The organism is Taklimakanibacter lacteus, from assembly GCA_003576695.1.
In the GTDB taxonomy this organism is placed as follows: domain Bacteria; phylum Pseudomonadota; class Alphaproteobacteria; order Rhizobiales; family Aestuariivirgaceae; genus Taklimakanibacter; species Taklimakanibacter lacteus.
Window position 1 is genome coordinate 76,358 of sequence record QOZQ01000007.1, and the last position, 24,566, is coordinate 100,923.

Genomic DNA, 24,566 nt, shown 5'->3' on the forward strand with positions numbered 1-24,566 from the left:
AATCACAACTCCATGCCGTCGCCGGGGTCCAGAGCGATCCGTCGCGCCATCAGTCGCATGTCGCGAGCCAGTGCGCGGTTCGTCACAACCTCACGCTCCGGTTCATCCGTATCGGGATCGAACTCGTTGGCCGGTGGCTTCGCCGACTCCGGCGCGATGTCCTTATGCCTTTCAAGGCCGGGCTCGCGGCGCAGGCCGGCGTTGGCCGGATCGTCCTCCGGCTTCCCTACCCCATCTGTCGCGTGCGCGGCCTGTGGTCCGGCCGTGTCTTTACCTGCCGGCATCGTCGCCGCGACCGGCTTCAGGCCTGACCAGTCGTCGGGTTTCGGCGCGAGGCCCGCTTTCGGATTCTGCGGAACAGGCAGCAGCCGTTCCTTGAACCTCCCATCATCGTAATAGCGCGCCTTCTTGGCGCGAACGGGCGGAACGCCGGCGACCATCACGATCTCGTCCTCGGGCGGGAGCTGCATCACTTCACCGGCCGTAAGCAATGGCCGCGCCGTCTCGGAGCGCGAGATCATGAGATGGCCGAGCCAGGGCGCCAGACGATGACCGGCATAGTTCTGCATGGCGCGCATCTCCGTTGCCGTTCCGAGCGCGTCGCTGACTCTTTTCGCGGTCCTTTCGTCATTGGTCGCGAAGCTCACCCTGACGTGACAATTGTCGAGGATGGAGTTGTTCTGTCCGTAGGCTTTCTCGATCTGGTTGAGCGACTGCGCGATCAAGAATGCTTTGATGCTGTATCCGGCCATGAACGCCAGCGCCGATTCAAAGAAGTCAAGCCGGCCGAGCGCCGGAAACTCGTCGAGCATCAGCAACAGGCGATGGCGCCGATCCTTCCCGTGCAGGTCTTCGGTCAGCCGCCGACCGATCTGGTTGAGCACGAGACGCACGAGCGGCTTCGTCCTGCTGATGTCGGAGGGCGGCACCACGAGATAAAGCGTCGTCGGCTTCTCGCCAGACACGAGATTCGCGATACGCCAATCGCAACGAGCCGTGACGGCAGCGACGACGGGATCACGATAGAGGCCGAGAAACGACATGGCGGTGGAGAGCACGCCAGAGCGCTCGTTGTCGGACTTGTTGAGCAGCTCGCGCGCCGCGCTGGCGATGACGGGGTGCGGTCCCTTCTCGCCGAGATGCGGCGTGGTCATCATGGCGGACAGTGTCGACTCGATGGGTCGCCGTGGGTCCGACAGAAAGGCGGCGACGCCGGCGAGCGTCTTATCCTTCTCGGCATAGAGGACATGGAGGATCGCCCCGACCAGCAATGAATGGGATGTCTTCTCCCAATGGTTCCGTTTCTCCAGCGAACCTTCGGGGTCGACCAGCACATCGGCGACGTTCTGAACATCCCGCACCTCCCACTCGCCCTTTCGCACCTCAAGCAGGGGATTGTAGGCGGCCGAGTTGGCGTTGGTGGGATCGAACAGCAGCACACGACCGAAGCGCGCGCGAAAGCCCGCGGTCAGTTCCCAATTTTCACCCTTGATGTCGTGAACGATCGATGCGCCGGGCCAGGTCAGTAGCGTCGGCACCACGAGACCGACACCCTTGCCGCTTCTGGTCGGTGCGAAGCACAGGACATGCTCTGCGCCGTCATGGCGCAGATAGTCGCGGTCCAGCTTGCCGAGCACGACACCATCGTCGCCGAGCAGGCCAGCAGTTCTGATCTCCTGCCGCTCGGCCCAGCGGGCGGACCCGAAAGTACGGACGTCCTTCGCCTCGCGCGCGCGATAGATCGACATGAGGATGGCGACGACGATCGCAACGAGGCCGCCGGATGCGGCAATGGCGCCGCCCTCCAGAAAGACGTGCGGCGCATAGGCATCGTAGAAGAACCACCACCAGACGAAGGCCGGCGGCGAATAGACCGGGAATCTGCCGAGCGCGAACCAGGGCGCGCCGAGCTGCGCCTGAAAGCCGAGCCGCCACGCGGTCCACTGCGTCGCGATCCAGACCGCGAGAAGCACGATCGCGAACACGACGACGATCTGGCCCCACATGACTCGACTGGCGGACACAGCAAGCAAACCTCTCTGCGCGGTTCAATGCTCCGAAGAAGAGCAAGGAATGGGAAGGTTTCAACTGCGTTCGTGTCAGTTATCGTAGAGCAGCGTAAGCCATCGCAAAAATACTTGTCGCGTGCGGCGCGAACAAATCCGCGCCCGGTCATGGTTTCGGGAAAGCAGTCATGGGGATGACTGTCCCATCGGGCTTGATGGCTTCGAGGACGCATCGGGAACGGATCGCAATGCGCGTGCTTTCACTGAGCAGCCTGAGCAAGCGGCGCTAATCGAGCGGCTCGATTTCCACCCTTGCGATCGGAATCGGTTGTACCGGGTCTCGGCGCCCGTCTCGTAACCGGCGCGCAGTTCGCAGCTTATCTGCGCCGCAGCGCCGCGTGCCTCGCTCCGGTGTCGAAGAACCCGTAGTCATCGTCACCGAACCAAATCGCGTGGAACGTCGTCGAAAGAGTTTCGTGCATTACAGTTCCTCGTGATCGGAGGACGATGAGCAATGCGCGCGATATGCATCCCGTCTTCTTTCACGGGTCATTTCGGAGGCGCGCAGCGGCTTAAGCCGGCGGCAGGTGCTTCAGCGGGTTGAGATGCGGCACGCCAAGCGGCGCGAAATGACGCTCGTTGGCCGTGAGGACGATGAAGCCGCGTGCAGCCGCCGTCGCGGCAATGGCGATGTCCTCAAAGCCGGGATCGTGCGACCGCGCCCGGTCGAGGATCGCGCCGGCATGACGGGCTTCCTCGATGCCGAACGCCAAGATGCGGCCGGCGTAAAAGTGCTCGACCGCGGCAAGCCAGCGGCGCAGGCGCTCAGCCTTCGCCGTCGCACCGATCCTCATGGCGCGGGCAATGCCGGCCTCGATCTCGGCGACGGTCACGGTCGTGATGTAGAGCTGATCGCCATGCTGGCGCACCCACGCCGCGAAAGCATCGGGGCTGATCTGGCGCTTAGCCGGCGCATCGGCCGAGACGATATTGGTGTCGAGCAGGTACACGGTCAGAGGTCAGTGTCGCTCAACGCGCGCGCAGGCTTGCGCCGCCGCTTGGGAATGTCGCCGGGCTCGCCGGGGAAAGCCAGCAGCAAGTCGGCAAAGCTCGGCACCTTTGAGATGCGCTCCCATTCCTCGAATGAGACGAGCACGGCTTCCTTGCGGCCATGTCGCGTGATGACGGTTGGCTCACCTGCCACGGCCCGATCGACCACGGCCGACAAGGTTGCCTTGGCGTCCTTGAGCTGGATTTCCTTCATGGCAGCTTCCTCAATATGACTACCAGTGGTCATATATATTGCTCCTCGGTGAGAAGGACAAGCGCTTTCGAACAGCGATCCGGATCCGGTGTCAGAGCCCCAGTCCCCTGTTACGGCCGAACGACCAGTCCACGCCGCCATCGGCGCGGGCGACGCCGGAGATATGCTGACCGATGTGTTTCTCGATGGATGGCGTCCAGGGCACGAGCTTGAAGCCGAGCCCATCGTCGATCATGGCGAAGCGACCGGAGGCAAGCGCGAAGCGCTGCCGGTAAACGCCGGCGACATAGTCGCCTTCAGCGGATTTCTGGACCGGCATGCCGGTCTCGGCCGCGAGCCTTTTGCCGAGGACGTCCAGCTCACGTTGGCGCAGCGCGCCGATGAGATTTCGGTTGAACACGACGCGTTGACCGTCCCGCCGGGCAAGGCCCTCGGACACGAGATGATCCGCCCGCGCCTCCATCGCCTGTTTCACCTCCAGGCCGAACCCGCCGCCGAGATCGGCCGGATCGCGGGAGACGAGTTGGCGGTCGAGCCAGGTCGCGCCGCTCGCCGTCGTTTGTGCCTCGACGGAAAGATCGGAGCGCACGGCAATCGCCACGCGGCGTTCGCCCCGCGCATCCTCGAAGGAGCGAAGCTCGACGATCGAGCCCGGCGCGCCGTCGCCGGCGGCATCGAGATCGGGGAGCTTGATGTGGTGCGTGCGGCCATCAACGCCATCGACGACGACATAGACCGTGCCACGCAACTCGTCGTCGAGGCCGTGATCGACCAGGCGGCCGATGATCGGTCGACCGTGGGTTTCTCCTGACAGCACATAGTCGGTCAGGCCGCGCTCGATGCCGCGCTCCGTTAAGGCGCGGTGCATACGCTTGATGATGTCGCCCCGCTCGCCCAGTTCGCGCAGCGTCGATTCCGCCCCCTCCGCCATCACCCACTGGCCGGGGCCGATGGTCTCTGCGAGATCAAGGCTTTCGAGGTGGCGCAGCCGGCCGACCTTGAGGGATAGATATTCGTCGGGTTTCTGGTCCGGAACCGGCGCGAGGTCAATGACGCCATTCCGGTCGGTGTCGCGAACAAGCTGGCGATCGAGCTGCGTCCAGCGCTCGGCCGCGACCTGACGCTCCAACGAGCGGCGGATATCGATGTCGGTGCGTGGCCCGAGTTCCTGGGTGATGAGATCCTGTGCGCGGTTGCGCATGCCTTCCTTGATGTAGTCGCGGGCGATCACGAGGTCTTGGCCGTCATCGGCGCGGCCGCGTAGGATGACATGGACATGGGGATGCTCCGTGTTCCAGTGATGGACGGCGACCCAATCGAGCTTGGTGCCAAGGTCTTTTCCCATCTGAGCCATCAACTCGCGGGTGAAGGTCTTGAGATCGCACATCTCCAGCGCGTCGTCGGGCGAGACGATGAAGCGGAAGTGGTGGCGATCGTCCTTGCAGCGCTCGGCGAAGTCCTTGACGTCGGCATCCTCGGTTTCCGGTCCGAACATGCGCGCCTTCTCGCCGTCGCGGGTCACGCCGTCACGGCGGAGATAATTGAGATGAGCGGTAAGCGGCGCGGAGCGTGCGGTGTGCCGGACCACGCGGGTCTTGATGACGACGCCGCGCGAGTGGCTGCTGATGAGGCGGTTGGCGCGGATGCTCGCCACGCGGCCACGCCCGAAGCGCGAGCCGCGGCCCGAACTGATCTTGCCAGAGCGCGAGATACGGCCCCCGGCCCTCTGCGCGGCGGCGAGCGCCTGGGCGACGAAGGGCTTTGCCCGCTGCGCCCTCGACGAGCGAATACGGCCTGGCCGGACGTGGAAATCGTCGTCCCGGCTCATGGGCGATACCGCGATGTGCGATTTGCGTTGAAAGCGTTCAACAAATTGACACCGCGCACCTCGCAGGCACTCTCCGCGATGTGCGCAAAACTCCAGAAATCGCAATCAGAACAACCGCCCGACCGAGCCGCGATGCGCGGCTTTTTATCCCGCCTTCGTGCGGTTGTTGCCTGCGTTGCCCCGCAGCACTTCGCCATCTCTACGATTACGTTTGACGCAAAGCGTGGAAACGCGATGCTCATCGCTGTTCTCCATCGGCGCGTGGCCTTCGCACGAAGATGCCATCGGAGGGCGGCACGAGCGCCGAAAGATCGACGATCGCAGGTGAGCTCGATGGTCGGCCGGAAGGAGGATCGGCCGTCTCGGACTCGCCATCACGGTGGACACTGGATCGTCCGACGAAGATCGGCCCAAGTGACCATGATGCGCGCGACGCGATGCCGGCCAGGCGCATGACGGGGACTTTGCCGTCGATCATCGGCGCGATCCTCACGACGTATTCGACGGTCTCGGCCGGCAGCGCGCGGCCGCTCGAAAGGTGTGCGTCATAGCGCGTCGGGCCTGCATTATAGGCGGCGAGCATCGCGGCGATCGAGCCGTAGCGATCGTGCATTTCGCGCAGGTAAGCCGCGCCGGCCAGAATGTTGGCGCGCGGCTGCCAAGGGTCGCTCCCGAGTGCGTGGCGCGCGCGCAGCTCGTTCCAAGTCTTCGGCATGATTTGCATCAGACCCATCGCGCCCTTGAGCGATCGCGCGGTCCGATCGCCGGCGCTTTCGACGGTCATGACAGCGCGTATCCATCGTTCGGGAATGGCGAAGCGCTTGGCCGCCTCGGCGATGTGCGCCGCCCACGGATCGGATGATGCGATCGTCGAGACGCGACGTGTGGGCGGCGGATCAGCCGACGCGCAAGATGCGGCGGCAGCGATCACGCCGCACACGATCAGCATCGCCATGACCGTGTTCGCGGCGTATGCACTGCTGTCCCGGCGCGCCGTCAGCCTGCCATCGTGCTCGCTTCGGTCAAGGACAAGGCTACGCCGGCCGCGATGCGGCCGCCCTTGACCTGCGCTGCGCGCGACGGCCACCTGACGGGCGATCGGGTCGGAGGGATGATCCGCGATCCGATCGATCAGAGGGATGACGAGAGATGAGATTCGGAGCGGCGCGCGCATTGTCTCAACCGCGCCTTTCCGGCTTTCGCCGACGGTTCGTCTTGCCGTTGGCGAGATCAACGATGAAGCCATTGGTGAGGCGCACGCCGAGTATCACGTCGTCCAATCGGTAGTTGTTGTTGTTGCCTCTGAGGCGATAGCCTGCGTCTTCGACGACGCGCACATCGAACCATTGATGCGGCTCGGTCTGGCCCCAGTATTTGCTCCGTCGTTTGATACGCGCGACGAGTTGCTGATCCATCGTGTCGGTCTCCGTTGGGGTAAAAGCCGGACAGGGATGGTCTCAGCCCTTGTCGTCTCGCTTCGATGGCCGGCTCCACATCAGGTTCCAGACCTTGGCATCGGCCTCGGACTGGAACAGCGCGGCGCGCAGCGGCTGGGTGAAAGTCGGATCGTCGAGGGTGATCGAGAGATAGTCGCCGGCCTTCTCACCGCTGCGATTCCAGGCGGCGCCGACTTCGCGGTCATCGGCGGCGAAGATGCGATGATCCGGCGCGTTCTCGGCGTCGGATTTCTCGACCGGACGAATGGTCAGCTCGACATCGAGCGTGAGCGTGCGAACGCGACCGCTGAAGCCGGCCCTGGTCTTCGTGAAAGTGCCGATCTGGGACATTGCAATGATCCTTTCTTGGCTTGGGAAGCGAGCCATTACGGCTCGTCGGAGACCGGCTCGCGGAGGGCTTCCGCGGCCGGATCGGCGGCATCGGCGGTCCAGACGGGAATGGCGCGACCGATGATGGTGGTGATGGGAAGTGGCCCGAAGTAGCGGCTGTCGAAGCTGTCGGGGCTGTCCCAATTCATGAAGAAGGCTTCGCCGTCATGGAGCGTGCGGCAGCCTTGCCAGTCGGGCAGCGGTCGGCCGCGCGTGTCGCGCGCGAGCGCCTGTCCGTAGATTCCGTCATAGGCGATGATGGCACTGCCGCGCCGGCAGACTCTCGTGCCACCGAGCGCCAGCACGCGCTTGATGAGCGGCAGGCCGCGCGGCAGATAGCGGCGCTCGTCGAGAATCGCTGCGAGTTCGGCAGGCGGCATGACGACGGCGAGATCGGTGACGTCGACACGATTGCCGGGGACGATCCGGTAGAGCCCGATCGGCACGCTGGCGGATCCGTTCCAAATGAAGCGGATATCGGTGCGGCTCCAGGCCGGCGCGACGATCAAGGCCGCGCCGGCGAGCATCGAAACGAGCGTTGCGGGGCGTGTGCTCATCACAGCACCTCGCGGCGGCGCAGCCAGGCGCGGTGCTGCTCGTGGCTGTAGATGCGGATGGGCTCGTTGACGCCGATGCGATGGTTGAGATGCCGCCAGTGTTCCGGCGCAACGTCGACCGGATCGATGTCGAGCGCTTCGATCGCGTCGATCGCGGCAAGCACACGCTGCACCTTTGGCCAACCGCTGATCCGCAACAGGATATCGCCGCCCGGACGGACGAAGGGCAGCGTCTGATAAGGCTCGCCACCTCCGACAGACCGAACGATGTCGATCCGTGAAATAATCGTGCCGTATTCGTTGGCCGCCCAGCGGACGAAGGCGAAAATACTGCCCGGCGCGAAGCTGACGATGCGCCGATGACGGTCGAGACGCTGCTCGTCGACGATCCGGCCGAAGCGAATGCGGTGCTCGATGCGCTTCTCGCGCCACGTCAGTTCAACAAGCGTAAGGTCGCCCGGCTGACTGATCGCGCGCAGCCCCGCCGTCATGGCTGCGCTCCTTCGGCGAATGGCAGCACCGATGCGATGCGCCCTCGCGCAAGCTTGGCCATGCCGGCGTCGATCTCGCAGCCGAGATAGCGGCGACCGGAGAGCCGACAGGCTTCGCCGGCAGCGCCCGATCCGGCAAACCAGTCGCCGACCAGCCCACCTTGCGGGCAGCTCGTGCGGATTAAAATCTCGATCAGGCCGGACGGCTTCTCAGTCGGATGGATCGCCGTGCCGTGGCAATTGCGCGCGTAGATGACGGAGCGCATCAACCGCGGCCCGCCGTCCTCGCTGACATAGTGGCCGGCGTCGATATGACCGGTGTGCGGTGGTCGCATCTTACGCCGCACGGTGCGCGCCGTCGCATCCGGCGTGGTCTGCACGTCGTTGTATACGGCGCGCCACGGCACGTCCGTGCGATGAAACTGCGCGACCAGTTCATGGACGCGCTTGAAGCGGTCGGCGTGGAAGCTCGTGCCGTTCTGCTTCTCCCACACGATTTCCTGCGCATAGCGCAGGCCGGCGTCGGTAAACTGCTCGGCGGTTGCCATGAAGCTGCGCAGCGCGCCGAACACCCAGAGCGAGCCCGACGGCTTCTGCGCGGCGCACGCCAGCGTCAGCCAGCCGTCGACGCGGCGATCCCAGGAGAGCGATGTGTCCCCGTATGGCGAATCGGCCAGGATCAAGTCGAAGGGACCCTGCACCGGCATCAAGACGCGACAATCGCCGGCGATTACGGAAAAGTCGGGGATCGTCACGGCGCGATCTCCGACGTGTGGGCGGCGCGATGCCGCCGCCGTCCACAATTCCGCGACTTGGCGTGCCGCGTTAGCAAGAGTCCGAAGGACTCTGAGTTAGCAGAGTTAGAGGGGGCCGATTCCGGCTTGCTGCGCCAAAGTGTTACGGGGCGCGCGCGTTCCCAATAGTACGGGACTCGCGTTCCCAATAGTGCGGGTGTCGGCGTTCCCAATAGTACGGGTCCATTCACACCTTTTGCACCGGCGCGAGGCATGCTCATCGCACCCCTCCCCACCTGCGCGGCGTGACGGCGCAATCGGAAGCCGTGGGTCGGAAGATCAGGCGCTGGCGCCCATTCGGATTTTCGGTCAGCGCCAGGCGGTAGCCGGGCAACGGCTGGCGCTGGACGATGGCGCGCAACTCGAAGCGGAAACGGCGCAGCGGCGACAAGCTGCCGGACTTCAGATGCAGATGCGGCAGGTCGAAGCTCCAGCCGTGCGTCTGCCGGCCGCCATGCTTGCGCACGAGTCGATACAGCCAACGCTCGAGCCCGCCGGTCAGATGGAAATAGGCGCGATCGATGGTGAGGATCAGCGCGTCGTCGAGGACGCCAGCATAGAACCAGTCCGGCAGGATCAATTCGATACCGAGCGGTCGGCCGGTCGCGTCGAAACGCTCTTTCCATTCGTTGATCCAGGAGAAGCGATGCCGCCGCCGCTCGGACGGTTGGCGGATCGATGTGACGACGGTGGTGGATTGCAGCCGGTCGAGCGCCGCCTTCAGGCGGTCGTAGCTCAGGCCGGAATCGCTGCGACCGACGAAAGTGAGGATCTCATAGGGCGTGGCGGCCATCAGGCGCGAGGTACGTAAGCCGCGGTCGCGCGCATCAACGATCTGACTGGCGGCCCAGATCAGAACGTCGGCGTCCCAGATCGTGGCCATGCCGTGCTCGGCGGTCGCCTCGACGCGGATCGACACTTCGCCCATGCGGAAGTCGATCGGCGTCACGCGGCGGACTTTGGCGAGCGAGAAGAACGGCCAGGACATCAGATCCTGCGCGTCACGCGCGGCGATATCGCCGGCGCGCGCTCGGAAGAGTTCAAGCTGTTGATCGTCGTATGGGCGGCGCGCCGACATGGCGACGATCAGCGCGCTGCGCCGGCCGCATGGGCGGCGGCGGGTTCAGCGGTGGATTGCCGCGCACAAGCGTCGATCCATGCTTCAAGGTCGGCGATGGTGTAGACCACGCGCCCGCCGAGCTTGTGATAGACCGGCCCGGTGCCGTCGCAGCGATACTTCTCAAGTGTGCGTGGGGAGAGACCGAGAAGGCGCGCGGCCTCGGGCGTTCGCACGAAACGCGGCCAAGTCTTCTCGGTCTTCTCCGGCATTGCGGGGCTCCGTCGCAACCGCCGTCATCGCGGCGAGTCGGTTGCGACGATGGCGAAGAATCCGCGGTCCGGCGGAGTGACAAAAATCGGGGGTCTCTAAGTAAATGTCCCCCCTCCCATCAGCGGTCGGCATGGTGCTGCGCGAGCCAGCGCAGATATCCGCCTCCGATCATGGCGCGGCAGGCGTTCAGGATGCGCGCGAGCTGACGCCGTTCCGGCGCATTCTTCCAGTCGATCGCGCGCAGCGCCTCGACGTCCCTGTTGAGAAGGATGCCGGCGACGATGCGACGTGAGGCGCCGGATTCGACACCATCCCATGCGCGCAGCATCAACGCCGCGCGATGAAGCTGGAATTGGGACAGGCGCTGTTCGCGCGGCCAGCGGCCCGCGCGCTTTCCCTCCAGCCGCCGCACCAAGCGTCCGGCATTGCGATGACGCCACCAGAAATGCGGATCGACCGGAAGGACGATCGCCGCATGGACCGGCTCCGCGCCGGTGTCGAACCAGAGTTGGTGATCGCCCTCGCTGTCCGCGGCAACGACGTGCAATCCGTCGCCGGTCAATTCTCCGAGGATGGGCAGCGCGCGCGGATCAGGCAGCGAAGAAGCCGCGAAGCCGGCCGGGGCAGCAGTGACAATCAGCGTGGCAGGGAAACATTGCGCCCGCCACACAGGATGGGCCGTCGCTGCCGATGCAGAAGGGTCGGCCGGGAAACGCCAACCCCCAGCGGCGCGAGAGTCGGACAATGGCTTCCGTCCTCGTCGTGCCGCCGGCGGCGATCTCCGTCAGCGCTGTTGCGTAGTCCTGCCGGTATTGCCTGTTGCGGCGGAGAAACTCGAAACTCACACCACCGCGGTCGAGGTGGCCCAATTCAATCTCGAATTGCGGCGATCGCCAGTCTTGAAGCGGCTCCATATTGTTTCCTTCCACCCCGCTCTTTGGGAATGATTCGTGTATCGGGGCGGTGGGAAGGGCTGGAAGACGGATAATCGGAATGGGAAGCATTCGTCATCAGAACAATCATGAGTTGCATATTTTGAAGAAAACTTTATGAAGAATTTGGCATGCGGCTCACTGCATCCGCGGCTGGAGAAGATGCCGATAGCCGTGCTCTGTCATCCAGCGCGCACGCGCCAAGTGACTATCGTGCATTTGCTTCGCGCGCTGGGGATCGGCGTCAACATCGAGGCCGAAAACGATCTTGACCACCTCGCGCCAATCGGCGCCCTCCTCGGCTGCGTCGAGCAGCCGAAGGTAGGTAGCGAGATGTGCTTCATCGTAGGCGTTCACCCGGTCGGTCAGCGGCGGGCTGTCCTTGAAAGCGGGCTTGTTCATTAGCCGTGTTCCCCGAACCACCGCTCCCCACTCTGACAAATAGATTATTGGCCTGACCCGCAATAGATTTGCGACAGCGCTCCCGTGGCCGAAACGGAATGACGTCATGCCACAAAGGCGATAGCAGGTCGCCTTCCACGGCGAATCTCAGACCAAAGCCAGCCGCCAACCATACCGAATAGGAATGATCGTTCCTAGAACGATCGTTCCGATTCTGGCTCCGATGCGTCATGGACCTAAAGGAGGTCATGGCGATCAACATGCGTCGACTGCGCTATGACAAGAAACTGACGCAAGAGGAGCTGGCCGCGCGGTCGGGGTTGAGCATGCGCTACGTCGGCTCAATCGAACGAGGCGCGGTATCGGCGAGCGTGAGCGTCTTGGGCAAGGTCGCGGAGGCGCTTGGTGTCGATCCCTGCGACCTGATCCGGGTGCAGAAGCGCTGATCATCACGGCCTTAAAGTCCCACATCGGTGTTCGACATTTCCGTTCGGGTGATTGACAAGTTCGTGTGTGGATCGCGAGCCGGGCGCAGCCCGGCGAGCGGCGGCCATATTGCCCATGCACGGCGGCGCCGCCGATCCGGCATTTGCGGATCGGCGAAAAATTCCGAAAAAGAAAGAGCCGCGCCGTCGATCATGACGGCGCGGCCTTATCTGTTTACGCGGCCTTCTCAAGCAACGTCTTCGCCTTCCCCTCCAATTCAAGGCGCCTGTCCTGATGCGCCTTGGTGCGGGCGTGCGCCGTCATGCCCTGCACAAAGTCAAAGATGCTTTCCGGCGGGCGGCCTTCCTCCTGCAAGACGGTCTCGATGATCTTGCCGGTCTCCGCCTTGCTGAACCCGCGCTTGCGCAGGAAGGTTTCGCGGTCGTCGTCGGTGCGGGCGACGATCTTCTCCCGCGCGGCCTTGATGCCGGCCACGAACGGCGCGGGCGAGGAATTGGCGAAGCTCGTCAGCGCGGGCGCTGCTTCATGGGCGAAACGCTGCGCGGCAAACTTGCTGTGCCGGATGGTGATTTCCTCGAAGTTTTCGCAGCCCCACAGATTGCGGTTCATACAAACCGCGCGAAGATAGAAGCTCGCAATTCCGAGGGTCTTCGATCCGACTTCGCTGTTCCACGCATAGAAGCCCCGGAAATACAAATCCGGCTCGCCGCTCGGCAGGCGTCCCGCTTCGATGGGGTGCGTATCGTCGACAAGGAAAAGAAAAACGTCCCTGTCCGACGCGTAAAGCGTGGTGGTGTCCTTCGTGATGTCCACGAAAGGATTGTGCGTCATCGTCGCCCAATCCAGCACGCCCGGCACCTTCCACATCGTGTCACCCGTGCCGTCGCCCGCGATCTTCATCACGGCGGCGACAAGTTCGTGATCCCAGATGCGGCCGTAATCGGGGCCGGTCACGGCGCGCAATTCGATGCGGCCGTCTTCCGCCTCCAAGGTCTTCACAAGCTCGGCGCGATGCGACAGCAAGCCATGCTGCAGGTTGATGCCTGCCAGCGGCGCGGGAAGCTGCCGCATATAGGTCGCGGGCGCGCCGACAAGGCTGCACAACTGCCCGAAACTCCAATGCGTGGGCGCAACGGGCTGCTCCTGCCCCGGCACGATCAACGCAAGCCGCTCCGCATTCTCCCGGCTCGCCTCCACGCGCACGGCGCGGCTCTCCACGGTGCGGGCCTTGGCGCGATCCGCGCGCGTCTTCACGGCGTCGTAAAGCTCGGTGAGCGACAAATAACGCTCGTCATCGGGGCGCGAAAACCACTCCGACGAAACCCGGCCGATGCGCTGCCCTCGCGAGATATCCACGCGGAAACCGCTGTTGACTGGCTGACTATACTGGTTGCTGCTGATGAAGTTCATTGTCCTGTCCTTTCCCGTTAATGCCGAAGGCATGTCCCCCGACATGCCTTCCGGGGGCGCGTGAGCGCGCGGGGATGGAGGGGGCACATGCCGGCGCGCGGGGCCGGGCTGCGGGACGAGCGGAGCGGATGACGATAATGATGCGGGCGTTGTAACGGCCGCTTTGCGAGGCCGCGGCCCTGCCCTGCAACAGGCGGCATTTGCGGGGAGCAAGGGGTAAGACCCCTTGGCTCCCTACTTGATCGGCAAGGCTTCAGCCGCAGCCGATCAGGACAATGGGAGCGCAGCTCGCCGTATTCCTTATCTTGCGGCGGCGGACATGAGCATGACGAAGCCCCGCTTGCGCGGGGCCTCGCGGTGGCCGGTCTTAGTCAGTGGCGCGACGGCGCGACCAGATGAGCGCCAGATCCTCGCCTTCGCTCTCGACCAGGCTCGCGTAGATCGGAGCCGGGAACGACGGATCGTCGAGCTTGACAGACAGGTAGTCGTTACCCTTGTCGGATTTCTTCTTCCACGCCGCTCCGAACTCGGTGGCGCCGGCGAACACCCGGAAGTCCGGACCCTTCTCGTTGTCGCCCTCGGCGGGGACGAACTTCACCGACTTGACGTTGAGGGTGAGCGTCTTGACCGAGCCGCTGTAGCCGTTCTCGGTGCGGGCGAAAGTGCCGATCGTAGCCATGTCGTGGTTTCCTTCTGCTGATCGGGCCGCGCCCATCGCGGCCTCGATGGTGGTCGACAGACCGGGGACGATCGGCCCGCACCCCTTCGGGGCTGGAACGAAGTGGAGGGCGGCCGACGACAGCTTTTTTGTTTCGCGATGCAAAGCCGAAGGCGGCGGAAAAAAGCTGGCGGCGGACGTTGCGGGATTAAGATCGAGGCGACGCCCCTCGTCGCCGGTCTTCGGTCAGACCAAACCAATCGAGGATGCCCGTGGGGGCGGCTTGAAAAAGACAGTCAGAGGAAACCGCGATGTGGCGATAACGATCGGATGCACACTTTCCCGCATCGCGCCGAGAACGGCTGCTCAGGCTCCATCAAGCAATGACCTGAACCCCAACGCCAAGACGATGAATCCTCTACGTCGCCGTCATCGACAACAACGGAAGGAGTCGGACTATCCGGCTTTCGCTCGCATCGCCACCTGTTCGGCCCGGCAAGTAAACAGTTCGACAAGGGCAGCGACGGCCTGCCAACAATCCGTTGCGACGATCCGCCCCCGGTCTCGATCAAACACCGTGCGGGCATGGTCGAGGGGCGAAGGCGAGGACCCGCCTTTGTCATGTCGGATGCCGGCTGCTGACTGACACCGGCCGACGCGAAGTTACGACAAGCCGGGGCGACCGCCAAAATGTCCGCCACTGCCTCTCTTCGCGTCAGGGATCGTGACCGAAGGCGAAGACCCGCAAGGGGCTTCGGAAGCCGCCGCAGGCGGCGCGTAGAGCCCGGCCCGCAGGGCGACGCCACAACTTTCATTGAGAGCGATTCTGATCTGCTCGAAATGAAACAGCCCTCATTCGTCGTTAAGATCGAGTGCATTGCGTAGATGATAAATCGCTCATGCCCGTAAATCTGGACACGACTGATGACCACACTTCCAGATGACGATCCGTTCGCCGTCCTCGAGAACTCCCGCGTCGCGTCGGTGTTACGGCGACTCTACAGCGAAGCCAACCGCCAGCATCTCTCGATCATCCGCCACTTCCTGCCGCATACGTTGTCCTATCTTCGTCGGCGTTTCATGCCGTTCTCTGAGAATGAGATGAGCGGATTCTATGCCGATAAATACATCGCCATCGTCGAAGACCAGGGCGCATTTGCCTATCTGACCGCGCGGGCACTTCGAGCGCGCACAGTGGTCGAGTTCGGCACGTCGTTTGGTCCGTCGACGTTGTGGCTCGCCGCGGCGGTGCGCGCCAATGGCGGCGGCCGCGTCGTGACGACGGAGATCGTGCCCGACAAGGCGCGCATCGCGCGGCAGCATTTTGAGGACGCGGGCCTCGCGGATCTGATCGACGTGCGCGAGGGCAACGCGATCGACAGCCTTGCGACCGATCCATCGGACATCGATTTCGTGCTCAACGATGGTTTTCCGATGCGGGCGCTCGACATCGTGAAGCTGCTGGCGCCGCGCATCCGGCCGGGCGGCGTGGTGCTGACCGATGACGTTGGCGGCTTCCGGGGCAATTATAAGGGCTATCTCGCCAATATGCGCGATCGCGCCAACGGCTTCGATTCTATGTTGATCACGCTCAAGGGAGGCACGGAATATTCCGTGCGCCGATAGCGACGTTCAATGAACCGACTCAGCTTTGTGAACCGGCGGACGCCGCTAGCCTCATCGCGGCGGCCGCGCCGACGAATGCGCCGCCTGCGAGGCAGAAGACTTGCCGCCAGACCGGCGACGGAACGGCCTCGCCGGTCACGCCATGCACGAGCGCATAGCCCGCCACGGCGGCGGGCGCGGCGAATATGAGCGCCAATACGATCCGCAGGATCGGGGAGCGCAACATGGAAAACAGAAGGGTCAGAACGCCGAACGATGCTACGCCAGCGAAAATGCCGACGATACCCGCGCCGATCCATCCGGCTCCGGTGCCGTAGGCGAAGCGCGTCGCCGCGAGCGCCAGCATAAACGGCAGCGCATAAATCGCCAGCGTATAGGCGAGAACGCACATCATGCCGATCAGCATCACGGTGACGACGATCATTGCGGTCATGCCGAGCTTTCCTATTCGAGGAAGACGATCCGGCGCGTCACGACGGCGCGCCGGATCGCGGTTTCAAGCGACGATCATCCCGGCGCTGCGCGCGAGCTTGGCGTAGGTGCTGAGCCGGTGTTCGGCCTTGAAATAGAGGTCGCGCTCGACCGGCAGGCCGAGCTTGCCCCGCACGTCCTGAATCTCGCTGAGCATCAGGTAGCCGAGTTCGGGACAGCCCATGCCGAGGTCACACAAGCCGAACAGATTCACGTCGGAGCCTTCGGGATAGGCTTCCGTCAGCAGCCACGTCGCCGCCGCGTCGGGCGTGAACAGCTTCACCACCGGAAACGGATCGAAGCCGTCACGTTCCTCGCTGGTGCGGCCATTCTCGATCAGTCTGGCCAGCAGTTTGCCGGGGATCAGGACTTCGGTACAGGGAAAGCGCGGTGTCATGACACGCTCTCCCATGCCGGTTCGTTGATCCGGTAGCGGACGCGGAAGGCAGCGATGGCTCCCGCCTGCCGCGCCAGCTTGCGGCTGAGCGCGTCAATCTCGCCGCGCCGCTCGAAGCGCAGCGCCGCGACATTGGCCTGAAAGTCGCGCTCGTCGGCGCGGCTCCAGGTGGCGGACGTGCGGCCGGACTGTCGAGCCTTGACGCGCCTGCTCGTGGTCATGCGTTCCGCGCGCGCTTCGATCTGCCGTTCGATGACGGCAAGGTGGTGTTCGGTCTCGGCATGCGCCGCCTCCATGCGGGCGAGCATCGCCCGCTGCTCTGCATAGGTCTTCATCGTCATGGTTCCTGATGTCGTGCGGTCGAGGTCTCCGGCCGCGCCGATCAGGCGCGGCCGGAAAACTCCCCGTGCGGTGCCGGCAAGCTGGCCGAAGCCGCGCGCGGCGGCCCCGGCCGTAGCGGTTCACTCGGCGGCGACGTTGAAGCCTTCACCGGCGTCGGCCGCGACGGGAACGTCCGCCGCTGCAACCGGCTCTGCATCCGCCTGCGGCGCATCCAACCCGGCGGGCTGTGCGGTGCGCATCTGCGGCGGGAGCCATCCCGTCCCGGCAAGAAGCTGCTCGGCGGCTTCCGCCATCGGCTGCTTCTTCATGCTGGCGATGCGATCCGCCGCCTCATCGCTGACGGCTTCCTGCACGGCGGCGAGGATGTGCGCCTTCGTCACGCGGCCGAGATAGGTGCGCGCCGTGGGCGTCCAATGCGCCGTCATGTCGAGCGCCAACGCGCTCGCCAGCTTGTCCGCCACCTCGTGGGCGCGAGGCTTGCGCTCCCAAGGCAACTTCACCGCGTTGACGGTCTGCGAGGCGCAATGCGCGAACAACGCCATGACGCTCGCATGGTCCAGCCTGGCGATGAAGCCCCACAGGTCCGCCACGTCACGCGGCATGTCCGTCGCCCACCCCGCATGACGATCCGCCAGCGCCTTCGCCACCGCCGTATCCTCGATGCCATCCGCATGCCCGCCAAGGGACGAACTGATGGGGCGAATGTCGAGGCAATGGGCGTCAACGCCGCGATAGAAGGTCTGCGCGGCGAGCGCGTGAGTGACAGCGATCAAGGCCATGTCCGGCTGCTCGCCAAGGGCGAGCCGCAGGCCAAGGGTGCGATGCGCGGTCAGGTCGCGGACAAGAAGGTCCGACAGCGGCTTGCCGTCATCCTCCGGGTCCTCGTCTTCGGCGTCATGCGCGGCTGCGCTGCCGTCTTCTTCGTTGCCGTCCTCGATGATCTCGCCGTCACCGTTGACGCGAGCGCCGTCGATGACAGTTTCGCCATCCTCGGCTTTCTGCGGCTCGGGCTTCTCGTCCTCGGTGCGGATGAAACCGCGCTCGATGCGGGCTTCTCCGTCCGGAGACAGCACGACAAACACGCCGCCCCGCGCGATCTCATCGGGATCGTAAGCGCGGCGCAAGGCGTCGATGCGTTCGATCTCGGCCTCAAGCTCCCCGAAACGCGTGTCCGCATCGTCGGGAAGCTCGTCCGCGCCCTCATGCTCCGACAATAGGCGATCATATTCCTCCTGCGCGGCGGCATAAGCGGCTTCGTCTTCATCGGAAAGCTCCACCGGATGGGCATAGGTCCGGCGCAGGCCGTGAGCGTGGGGATAATCGATATGAGCCGAAACCCACTTCCAGCCTTCTGCCGCCTGAATTTCGGCGGCGATGCCTTCCAGCTTCCCGATCACAAGCCGGTCCAACAGCGCGGCGTCTTCATAGAAGCCGCCACGATCCTCCGTGAACAGGTCGCGGACGATGTTGCCGCCTGCTTCCGTGTAGGCTTCCGCACCGATGAAGATCGCGCGCCGATCCGTTGCCGGAATGTGCGTCTTCATGAGATCGCGGCGGATGAAGGACGGATCGCGGTTATAGGAGAGGTTTTCGTAAACCTGTTCCTGCCGTGCATGGTCCTCGATGATGGCGAAGGCCATCAATTGGTCCAGCGTCAGCCCGCCGTCGCGATAGACCTGTATCAGCTTCGGGCTGACAGCGCCAAGCCGAAGCCGCTGCTTCACCACATGCGCGGTGACGCCGAAGCGGGCCGCGATTTCTTCCGCGCCCCGTCCGCGATTTTCCGCAAGCTCGCGAAACGCCTCGAACTGGTCGGCGGGGTGCATGGCCGTACGCGTGACATTCTCGTCAAGGCTGATCTCGAACGGGTCGTTCGCCGTGTCGATGACGCAGCGGATCGGCTCGGTCTTCTTGATCTGCTTGCGCTTCGCGCGCAGCACCTGCGCCAGCCTGCGGCCTTCGCCGATGGTGACGAAATAGAAGCCGGTCGGCTCGCCGCTCGCGTCAAGCTCCGGCTCCACCACAAGATTTTGCAGGATGCCCTTGGCGGCAATGCTCGCCGCGTAGGCCTCGATGTCGGCCTCGCTGTGCGGCGTCTTACGCGCATTGCGCGGCGACTTCTTCAACTTGTTGAGCGGAATGAAAACCGTCCCACCACTCGCCGCAACCGAAGCAGCTTCCGCTGCGGGCTGCGCGCTGGCGATCCCGGCAGCCGCTTCCTCGATGCTGCGAACGTCAACGTCTGCCTCTGCTTCCGCCGCCGCGACCGTGGCGGCCCTCGTCTTCTTCGATGTCCTAGCCATTGTTCCAATCCTTTCTCTGTTCATGCCGGAGGCATGTCCCCGACATGCCTCCCGGGGGCGCGTGAGCGCTCGGCAGAGAGGGGGGCGGCTGCCGGCGAGCATGGCCGGGCTGCGCGGCAAGCGAGGTGGATTGGAAAGATCGGAAGAGTGAGGACGATGCGCCGCGTTGCGGACGCGCGGCCCTGCCATCGCGCAGGCGGTAGTCGCGGGGGAGAGATGGCCGAGACCATCTCTCCCCACCAGCGATCGGCGAGGCTTCAGCCGCAGCCGATCACGACACAGCGCGCGAAGCGCTCCGAATCTTCGTCGTCGCGATGATGGTTTCAGCGGAGCGACACGCTCTCGCCGCCACATGCCGCAAAGCTCAAGTAATTTTACGAAGGAGCCGCAGTTCTCCGCCGCACAATTAGCGACCAACGTCGCTGCGAATCGACGCCGCACCGTTCGGGCCGCCCATCTTCGTTGGCCTTTCCGCGATTTCGCGTTCACCTCGGACGATGTCCGGCCGTATCTTCATTGGGCGCGGCAAAAGGGTTAGAACCGTGAATACAGCGTTCATGCTGATGGCAATGTATGCCGGCCGGCCGATCATTTCGGCTGATGATGTCGCGAAGGACTTTTTTGGGCTGACGACCGACAAGTTCATGCGCAAGGTGTCAGCAGGTGTTATCGCCCTTCCCCTTGTTCGGATGGAAACATCACAGAAATGCGCGAAGGGGGTTCACATCCATGACCTTGCAGCCTTCCTCGATGAACGGCGGGCCGCTGCGCAGAAGGAATGTCAGCAACTCCAGGGCAAAGGCGGACGCACCTAACTGTTTGCCCCACTGGTCGCTGGCGGCGACCGTCGTGACTGCTTCGATCACATGATCGCATCGGCTAACGTGCCCATGAGCGGCCAAGCCGAATCATCTCTCCATCAATGAAATAGAGATTGCCATCCGAGTTGGCGGCACAGCATGTATGCTGTTGACCGCTTCTCGTGATGCTTACGATTCCTGCGGAGTGCATCAACGCGATGTGCTGCTTAAAAAAATTTGGTACTTGGTCCACGCGCTCGCGGCTATCGAATTGATTTTATTTCTGCTTTCGGCACCAGTTTGTCCAATCCATCATGGGGGCAATGCAAAATCTGCGCGCGGAAAGCGGTGTCTTCGCTTCCATCTCAATTCTTCCTAATCATGCGAGCTTTGTAGCCTGCCTACTCTCCTCTCTCAATTGGGAAACGCGGGAATTGGCGGGAAGTCTGATCGATGGCCTCAACAAGGCCAGATCCCGCGCTCCGACGATTAGACAATAATTCAAAGCCTTGTCACGTTCTCACAATGCATGCCACCGCGACAGCGTCTTCAAGCTTGTTACGCGCAACGTCTCCTACTCGGCCCTTGGTCAGCGGCATCGAGCCAAAAGGCGAAATCCTCGTCTCGGGCGTTCGAGAAGAAGTGCCTCAAGCGCTTCGCGTGCAAAAGCCCGCAATGCTCTGCACGCATATTTTCCTCCCGCTTCATGGAAGCCTCACCACAGAACCGAAATCGGCGCCGCGAAAAGGCGCTCGCCGAAAGGAACCGTCTTGTCATGGTCGTACAGGACCAGGCCGCAGGCGAACTTGTCTCCGCAAGCCGCCTGGAGCTGCCTCAAACCTTTAAAATCCGCCGCCGTCACGGTAGCCGACGCTTTGACTTCCACGCCGACCACGCGCCCGCGCGCGTCTTCGATGACGATATCGACCTCGTTCCTTTCCTTGTCGCGAAAATGCGAAAATCTGAGGCGCGCCGCGTCCGACCAGCTCGCCAATTTGAGCAATTCCGCAAAGACGAAGCTTTCCAGGATCGCCCCAAATGGGCCGCGATCCCGGCGGAGATATTCCAATGTGATGCCGCGCAAACTGGCGAGCAGGCCGGAATCGAGAAAATGCAGCTTGGGCGTCTTGATCAGGCGTTTGAGACGATTCGAATGCCAGGGCGGCAGCGTCCGGATAAGGAACAGGTTCTCGAACACCGCGATATATTTGCGGGTCGTCACGTGACTGACGCCGATGCCCGCTCCAAGCGTCGAATAATTGACCAACTGCCCCGCATGTTCAGCGAGCAGCGCCATCAATTGCGGCATCCGCGCCATATCCTCGATCTGGGCGATGTCCTGCACGTCGCGACCCAAGATGGCGTCCAAATAGTCCAGGTGCCAAGTCTGCCGCCGCGAGGGGCTGGCGCGCCGCACCGCCTCTGCGTAACCGCCCTTGAGTACTGTTTCGACCAGCGCCTCAGCGACGAGAAATTCTCCGCTGGGTGGCGGTTCACCGCGAAAGGCGGGACCGAAAAAGTCCTTCTCATGCCCGCCAATCTCACTTACGGCAAGCGGCAGCAGGCGCACAATCTCCATGCGTCCGGCGAGGCTGTCGGCGACGCGCGGCAAGGTCATCAGATTGGCGGAACCAGTGAGCAGGAACCGCCCCGGCCTGGGGTCGGAATCGACACTTTCCTTGAGCGCGAGCAACAGTTCGGATGCCCGCTGGATTTCGTCGATGACGGCCCGGTCAATCCCGCGCAGGAACCCGACGGGGTCGTTCTGCGCCGCCTCCCGGGTTGTCGCATTGTCGAGGGTGAAGAAAGCCAGTCCTTCTTCACTAGCGATTTGCTCCGCCAAAGTCGTCTTTCCGGCCTGACGTGGTCCGGCAATCAATACAACGCGCGTATCCGCAAAGGCGGCTCTGATCCGACGGGCTGCAAAGCGGGGAAAAAGAGGCATGGGATAGCAGAATCTCAATTCGACTGATTGAAAGTATTATTGTGACCATCTGAAAGTCAATAGGTGTCTCGTTGAAAAGATCTAATCAGCTAATTGAAAGCTTAAGCCGCCCTCACCCGAGCCCCTCCGCACCGCTTTCTCTTTCTTCGCGCCAAGTGAATAGCCGAGGCTCGTGTAGCCCTTGATCCGCTTCTCGCTCATGCGGGCGAGAACAGGTACGGCATCGTCGATATAGTCGTAAACCACGACCTCCTGCTTGTCGGGATGCAGACGATGCAATCGGCCGACATATTGGGCGAGCGTGCCTTTCCACGAGATGGGCATGGCGAGGAATAGCGTATCGAGCCGAGCATCGTCGAAGCCCTCGCCGATATAGCGGCCGGTGGCGACAAGCACCCGTTCCTCTTTAGGCGGGATGTCCGCGAGGCGCTGCATGACAGTCTGACGCTGCCGCACGCCCATACCGCCGGTGAGAAGGATCACATTGCGCGCGAAGCGCGAGAGTCTCTCTGAAAGAATGAGCGCATGGTCCTTGCGCTCGGTTAGAATCACGGGCGAACGTTTTCCTTCGAGCGCCTTCAGCACATCGTCGAAAATCAAATCATTGCGCGCCTCGTCGGCGGCCAGCGCCGCATAGACCTGTTGAATCGGCGGGCGAGGATCTTCCGCCAGAGCCGAGGGTAAAGTGAAGCCCGTCGCGCGCGGGATAACGCGATGTCCGAAGGGATGCGCGGAAGCCTGCGCTCTGGCATCAACGCGATAGCGCGGCGGACCGCACTGCATGAAGATGATCGGGTGATGACCGTCCTTGCGCGTCACGGTAGCCGACAGACCGAGCAGATATTTCGCCTTCGCGCGCCGTGCCACGGCCTCGAAACTGACGGCGGAAAGGTGATGGCATTCATCGACGACAAGGTGCCCGTAATTCGCAACGATGTCGTCTGCCTCGCGTTCACGTGCAAGACTTTGGATCATGGCGATGTCGACGTTCCCCGTCGGTCTGCGCCTGCCGCCGCCGATCTGGCCGATTGCCCTCGGCGGCAGGCTGAGGAAAGTGGCAAGCCGCACCGCCCATTGCTCCATGAGTTGCCGACGATGGACAAGCACCAGTGTATTGACCTTGCGCTCGGCGATCATCGCCGCCGCCACGATCGTCTTGCCGAAAGCGGTCGCCGCCGACAGCACGCCGGTGTCATGGCGAAGCAGCGCCTGGGTGGCGGCTTGCTGCTCATCGGTCAATTTGCCGAGAAACGTCGACTCAATAGCTCGCCCGCCATTGCGCTCATCGCGCCAATGCAAGGGGATGTTCAGAGTGGAAAGCAACGCTTCCATGGGCTCGCGGCAACCGCGTGGTAAGGCGATATGATACGACAGCAATTCGGCGCAGGCGATGACGCGCGGAATGCCGAAGGTCGGCAGCCGCATGGCCTGCGCGCTGTAGAATTCCGGATTCTGAAAAGCCGCGAGCCGAATAAAGCGATTGACGAGGCCGGCGGGAAGCCCGGCGCGGGGGATATAGATCTGATCCGCCAGAACCGCCTCGATACATTCCGGCAGCGGCCCAGCAATCGGTGCCTCCGGCCTGCGCCGCGAGGGTGGCGCGGTCCAGGGTTCCTCGTCGGCTTCATCGAGCGGCAGGCGCAGTCCCAAGACGCGGCACTGCCGACCTGCCTCCTCAGCGATGGCAGTCACCTCCATCAGCGTCATGCGCGGAAGCGTCGAGAGAAACGCCCATTGATCACCATACGGCTCGAAGCGCTCATCAATGAACAGGCTGTTCCATGCCTGACGCGGACCATATTGCAGCGGCAGCGCGATCAGATTGCCGAAACCGCCTGCAGGCATCGTATCCTGGCTCGGAAAGAAGCGGTCATAAGACGAAAATCCGATATCCGGCTTCTGCTCCATCGCCTCCGTGACGAGATGCGCGCCCAGCCGCCGCGCGAGCGCGGCGGGAACCGGCTCGGCGAAGAATATCCATACATGCCCACCATTGCCGGACCGGGAACGCTCCAACGCCGCCAGAACACCACGCGCTCTGCAGGCGGCAAGATAGGCGGCCGCGTCCTCGCGCCATGTCGTCTTGTCGAAATCGGCGGCGAGAAACCAGCAGCTCTCGTCCACTAGCATTGGATAGACGCCGACAGTATGCCGGCCGCGCAAATGCCCGTCGATCAGCGAGTCGGTGACGGACAGAAAGGCACGATGCGGGCAATTGGCGCATTTGATTTTCGGCTTGCCACAAACGCCCCGCACCCATTCATTGGAACAGGCGGGCGCATATCCCGCCTTTCCGGTTTTGGCGCTCTCCCACCTTCTCGGAAACACATCCTCGCGGCCCCGAAACAGTGAGCGGATGAGGGCGATTTTCGCGGCCGGCGGCGAAGCGTTGGTTACGGGCGCATCGGCTACCGGCGGCGCCAAGCGGTTCGAACTGTCGAGTACGGCCTTCTTCACTGCCTCTCGCGCTGCTCGGAGGCGGGCAAGCCTTGCCTCCAACTCCCCCTTCTCAGCGTCGAGCTGAGCCAGCCGCTCACGAATGGCGGCGATTTCATCAGCCTCCATCGTGTCAAGCGGCGTGTTCTTGCGATCCTGCATCGGCACGGCTCATTCTCGGGGATTGTTGTGAATCCCCTTTACTGTCTTTGCTCCGCAACCGGCCAGGAGAGTTCGATTCCTTTATGAATATGCGGCGCCGGGAGCAGCGTGATCAACGACGCGATATCAAGCTGGCCAC

General features: G+C 63.4%; 26 protein-coding genes. 3 read left to right on the forward strand and 23 right to left on the reverse strand.

What is annotated here, in order from left to right; translation table 11 throughout:
- Nucleotides 1-2: 2 nt before the first annotated feature.
- From DT068_RS15245 to DT068_RS15315, 15 genes are all read right to left on the reverse strand, one after another.
- Nucleotides 3-2,024 carry a conjugal transfer protein TraG gene (locus DT068_RS15245; protein ID WP_119390965.1) on the reverse strand — a complete coding sequence of 674 codons (2,022 nt, stop codon included), beginning with the start codon at nt 2,022-2,024 and terminating at the stop codon, nt 3-5.
- A gap of 554 nt (nt 2,025-2,578) precedes the next feature.
- Nucleotides 2,579-3,016: a PIN domain-containing protein gene (locus DT068_RS15250; RefSeq protein ID WP_119390729.1), complete on the reverse strand. Its 438-nt coding sequence runs from the start codon at nt 3,014-3,016 to the stop codon at nt 2,579-2,581.
- 2 nt (nt 3,017-3,018) lie between these two features.
- Entirely contained in the window at nt 3,019-3,270 is a 252-nt protein-coding gene (locus tag DT068_RS15255; RefSeq protein ID WP_119390730.1) for a type II toxin-antitoxin system Phd/YefM family antitoxin, read from the reverse strand.
- A 91-nt stretch (nt 3,271-3,361) separates the two neighbouring features.
- A complete protein-coding gene (locus DT068_RS15260; RefSeq protein ID WP_119390731.1) occupies nt 3,362-5,098 on the reverse strand; it encodes a relaxase/mobilization nuclease domain-containing protein in 1,737 nt (578 codons plus the stop codon).
- 238 nt (nt 5,099-5,336) lie between these two features.
- Nucleotides 5,337-6,272 (reverse strand): lytic transglycosylase domain-containing protein, encoded by a 936-nt coding sequence (locus DT068_RS15265; RefSeq protein WP_368904745.1) that lies wholly within the window; start codon nt 6,270-6,272, stop codon nt 5,337-5,339.
- Nucleotides 6,273-6,276: 4 nt separating this feature from the next.
- Nucleotides 6,277-6,513: a hypothetical protein gene (locus tag DT068_RS15270; RefSeq protein WP_119390732.1), complete on the reverse strand. Its 237-nt coding sequence runs from the start codon at nt 6,511-6,513 to the stop codon at nt 6,277-6,279.
- A 42-nt stretch (nt 6,514-6,555) separates the two neighbouring features.
- Complete coding sequence (locus DT068_RS15275; protein ID WP_119390733.1) at nt 6,556-6,885, reverse strand: DUF736 domain-containing protein; 330 nt, start codon at nt 6,883-6,885, stop codon at nt 6,556-6,558.
- Nucleotides 6,886-6,920: 35 nt separating this feature from the next.
- Nucleotides 6,921-7,481, reverse strand: coding sequence for a S26 family signal peptidase (locus DT068_RS15280; protein ID WP_119390734.1), 561 nt, complete (start codon nt 7,479-7,481; stop codon nt 6,921-6,923).
- Nucleotides 7,481-7,972: a DUF2840 domain-containing protein gene (locus tag DT068_RS15285; RefSeq protein WP_119390735.1), complete on the reverse strand. Its 492-nt coding sequence runs from the start codon at nt 7,970-7,972 to the stop codon at nt 7,481-7,483. Before DT068_RS15285 ends, DT068_RS15280 begins: the two co-directional genes overlap by 1 nt.
- Nucleotides 7,969-8,727: a DNA-methyltransferase gene (locus tag DT068_RS15290; protein WP_119390736.1), complete on the reverse strand. Its 759-nt coding sequence runs from the start codon at nt 8,725-8,727 to the stop codon at nt 7,969-7,971. The genes DT068_RS15285 and DT068_RS15290 overlap by 4 nt, the downstream gene beginning before the upstream one ends.
- Before the next feature lie 256 nt (nt 8,728-8,983).
- Complete coding sequence (locus tag DT068_RS15295; RefSeq protein ID WP_119390737.1) at nt 8,984-9,844, reverse strand: replication initiator protein A; 861 nt, start codon at nt 9,842-9,844, stop codon at nt 8,984-8,986.
- Between the two features lie 8 nt (nt 9,845-9,852).
- Entirely contained in the window at nt 9,853-10,095 is a 243-nt protein-coding gene (locus tag DT068_RS15300; protein ID WP_119390738.1) for a helix-turn-helix transcriptional regulator, read from the reverse strand.
- A 119-nt stretch (nt 10,096-10,214) separates the two neighbouring features.
- Complete coding sequence (locus DT068_RS28390) at nt 10,215-10,766, reverse strand: DUF2285 domain-containing protein (RefSeq protein WP_368904746.1); 552 nt, start codon at nt 10,764-10,766, stop codon at nt 10,215-10,217.
- Nucleotides 10,687-11,100: a transcriptional regulator domain-containing protein gene (locus DT068_RS28395; RefSeq protein WP_368904747.1), complete on the reverse strand. Its 414-nt coding sequence runs from the start codon at nt 11,098-11,100 to the stop codon at nt 10,687-10,689. Before DT068_RS28395 ends, DT068_RS28390 begins: the two co-directional genes overlap by 80 nt.
- 66 nt (nt 11,101-11,166) lie before the next feature.
- On the reverse strand, nt 11,167-11,430 hold the full coding sequence (locus DT068_RS15315; RefSeq protein ID WP_119390740.1) for a DNA -binding domain-containing protein: 264 nt from the start codon (nt 11,428-11,430) through the stop codon (nt 11,167-11,169).
- A 230-nt stretch (nt 11,431-11,660) separates the two neighbouring features.
- On the opposite strand from DT068_RS15315, the gene DT068_RS15320 reads away from it, so the two are divergent.
- Complete coding sequence (locus DT068_RS15320) at nt 11,661-11,876, forward strand: helix-turn-helix domain-containing protein (RefSeq protein WP_119390741.1); 216 nt, start codon at nt 11,661-11,663, stop codon at nt 11,874-11,876.
- Nucleotides 11,877-12,090: 214 nt separating this feature from the next.
- On the opposite strand, the gene DT068_RS15325 is transcribed toward DT068_RS15320, so the two are convergent.
- Both DT068_RS15325 and DT068_RS15330 read right to left on the reverse strand, forming a co-directional pair.
- Nucleotides 12,091-13,287 (reverse strand): DUF932 domain-containing protein, encoded by a 1,197-nt coding sequence (locus tag DT068_RS15325; protein WP_119390742.1) that lies wholly within the window; start codon nt 13,285-13,287, stop codon nt 12,091-12,093.
- 367 nt (nt 13,288-13,654) lie between these two features.
- Nucleotides 13,655-13,966 (reverse strand): DUF736 domain-containing protein, encoded by a 312-nt coding sequence (locus DT068_RS15330; protein ID WP_119390743.1) that lies wholly within the window; start codon nt 13,964-13,966, stop codon nt 13,655-13,657.
- Between the two features lie 903 nt (nt 13,967-14,869).
- Between DT068_RS15330 and DT068_RS15335 the strand changes: the two genes are divergently transcribed.
- The gene (locus DT068_RS15335; RefSeq protein WP_119390744.1) at nt 14,870-15,571 is read left to right on the forward strand and encodes an O-methyltransferase; all 702 of its coding nucleotides are present in this window, start codon (nt 14,870-14,872) and stop codon (nt 15,569-15,571) included.
- 19 nt (nt 15,572-15,590) lie between these two features.
- On the opposite strand, the gene DT068_RS15340 is transcribed toward DT068_RS15335, so the two are convergent.
- From DT068_RS15340 to DT068_RS15355, 4 genes are all read right to left on the reverse strand, one after another.
- Nucleotides 15,591-16,004, reverse strand: coding sequence for a hypothetical protein (locus DT068_RS15340; RefSeq protein ID WP_119390745.1), 414 nt, complete (start codon nt 16,002-16,004; stop codon nt 15,591-15,593).
- 63 nt (nt 16,005-16,067) lie between these two features.
- Nucleotides 16,068-16,439, reverse strand: a complete 372-nt coding sequence (locus DT068_RS15345) for a DUF2958 domain-containing protein (RefSeq protein WP_119390746.1) — start codon at nt 16,437-16,439, stop codon at nt 16,068-16,070.
- Nucleotides 16,436-16,774: a hypothetical protein gene (locus tag DT068_RS15350; protein ID WP_119390968.1), complete on the reverse strand. Its 339-nt coding sequence runs from the start codon at nt 16,772-16,774 to the stop codon at nt 16,436-16,438. The genes DT068_RS15345 and DT068_RS15350 overlap by 4 nt, the downstream gene beginning before the upstream one ends.
- Nucleotides 16,775-16,900: 126 nt before the next feature.
- Nucleotides 16,901-19,084: a ParB/RepB/Spo0J family partition protein gene (locus tag DT068_RS15355; RefSeq protein WP_119390747.1), complete on the reverse strand. Its 2,184-nt coding sequence runs from the start codon at nt 19,082-19,084 to the stop codon at nt 16,901-16,903.
- A 542-nt stretch (nt 19,085-19,626) separates the two neighbouring features.
- On the opposite strand from DT068_RS15355, the gene DT068_RS15360 reads away from it, so the two are divergent.
- Nucleotides 19,627-19,899 (forward strand): pyocin activator PrtN family protein, encoded by a 273-nt coding sequence (locus tag DT068_RS15360; RefSeq protein ID WP_119390748.1) that lies wholly within the window; start codon nt 19,627-19,629, stop codon nt 19,897-19,899.
- 700 nt (nt 19,900-20,599) lie between these two features.
- Here DT068_RS15360 and DT068_RS15365 read toward each other — a convergent pair.
- Both DT068_RS15365 and DT068_RS15370 read right to left on the reverse strand, forming a co-directional pair.
- Nucleotides 20,600-21,829 (reverse strand): ATP-binding protein, encoded by a 1,230-nt coding sequence (locus tag DT068_RS15365; protein WP_119390749.1) that lies wholly within the window; start codon nt 21,827-21,829, stop codon nt 20,600-20,602.
- An 81-nt stretch (nt 21,830-21,910) separates the two neighbouring features.
- Nucleotides 21,911-24,427, reverse strand: a complete 2,517-nt coding sequence (locus DT068_RS15370) for a TOTE conflict system archaeo-eukaryotic primase domain-containing protein (RefSeq protein WP_119390750.1) — start codon at nt 24,425-24,427, stop codon at nt 21,911-21,913.
- Nucleotides 24,428-24,566 lie beyond the last annotated feature (139 nt).

What these genes read in the sequence shown, in the direction of transcription:
- DT068_RS15295 (WP_119390737.1), bottom strand. Translation starts at nt 9,844, where the DNA reads ATGTCGGCGCGCCGCCCATACGACGATCAACAGCTTGAACTCTTCCGA.
- DT068_RS15285 (WP_119390735.1), bottom strand. Translation starts at nt 7,972, where the DNA reads ATGACGGCGGGGCTGCGCGCGATCAGTCAGCCGGGCGACCTTACGCTT.
- DT068_RS15265 (WP_368904745.1), bottom strand. Translation starts at nt 6,272, where the DNA reads ATGCGCGCGCCGCTCCGAATCTCATCTCTCGTCATCCCTCTGATCGAT.
- DT068_RS15270 (WP_119390732.1), bottom strand. Translation starts at nt 6,513, where the DNA reads ATGGATCAGCAACTCGTCGCGCGTATCAAACGACGGAGCAAATACTGG.
- DT068_RS15275 (WP_119390733.1), bottom strand. Translation starts at nt 6,885, where the DNA reads ATGTCCCAGATCGGCACTTTCACGAAGACCAGGGCCGGCTTCAGCGGT.
- DT068_RS15255 (WP_119390730.1), bottom strand. Translation starts at nt 3,270, where the DNA reads ATGAAGGAAATCCAGCTCAAGGACGCCAAGGCAACCTTGTCGGCCGTG.
- DT068_RS15370 (WP_119390750.1), bottom strand. Translation starts at nt 24,427, where the DNA reads ATGCAGGATCGCAAGAACACGCCGCTTGACACGATGGAGGCTGATGAA.
- DT068_RS15365 (WP_119390749.1), bottom strand. Translation starts at nt 21,829, where the DNA reads ATGCCTCTTTTTCCCCGCTTTGCAGCCCGTCGGATCAGAGCCGCCTTT.
- DT068_RS15345 (WP_119390746.1), bottom strand. Translation starts at nt 16,439, where the DNA reads ATGACACCGCGCTTTCCCTGTACCGAAGTCCTGATCCCCGGCAAACTG.
- DT068_RS15280 (WP_119390734.1), bottom strand. Translation starts at nt 7,481, where the DNA reads ATGAGCACACGCCCCGCAACGCTCGTTTCGATGCTCGCCGGCGCGGCC.
- DT068_RS15335 (WP_119390744.1), top strand. Translation starts at nt 14,870, where the DNA reads ATGACCACACTTCCAGATGACGATCCGTTCGCCGTCCTCGAGAACTCC.
- DT068_RS15325 (WP_119390742.1), bottom strand. Translation starts at nt 13,287, where the DNA reads ATGAACTTCATCAGCAGCAACCAGTATAGTCAGCCAGTCAACAGCGGT.
- DT068_RS15300 (WP_119390738.1), bottom strand. Translation starts at nt 10,095, where the DNA reads ATGCCGGAGAAGACCGAGAAGACTTGGCCGCGTTTCGTGCGAACGCCC.
- DT068_RS15260 (WP_119390731.1), bottom strand. Translation starts at nt 5,098, where the DNA reads ATGAGCCGGGACGACGATTTCCACGTCCGGCCAGGCCGTATTCGCTCG.
- DT068_RS15340 (WP_119390745.1), bottom strand. Translation starts at nt 16,004, where the DNA reads ATGACCGCAATGATCGTCGTCACCGTGATGCTGATCGGCATGATGTGC.
- DT068_RS28395 (WP_368904747.1), bottom strand. Translation starts at nt 11,100, where the DNA reads ATGCTTCCCATTCCGATTATCCGTCTTCCAGCCCTTCCCACCGCCCCG.
- DT068_RS15315 (WP_119390740.1), bottom strand. Translation starts at nt 11,430, where the DNA reads ATGAACAAGCCCGCTTTCAAGGACAGCCCGCCGCTGACCGACCGGGTG.
- DT068_RS15350 (WP_119390968.1), bottom strand. Translation starts at nt 16,774, where the DNA reads ATGAAGACCTATGCAGAGCAGCGGGCGATGCTCGCCCGCATGGAGGCG.
- DT068_RS15320 (WP_119390741.1), top strand. Translation starts at nt 11,661, where the DNA reads ATGGACCTAAAGGAGGTCATGGCGATCAACATGCGTCGACTGCGCTAT.
- DT068_RS15355 (WP_119390747.1), bottom strand. Translation starts at nt 19,084, where the DNA reads ATGGCTAGGACATCGAAGAAGACGAGGGCCGCCACGGTCGCGGCGGCG.
- DT068_RS15330 (WP_119390743.1), bottom strand. Translation starts at nt 13,966, where the DNA reads ATGGCTACGATCGGCACTTTCGCCCGCACCGAGAACGGCTACAGCGGC.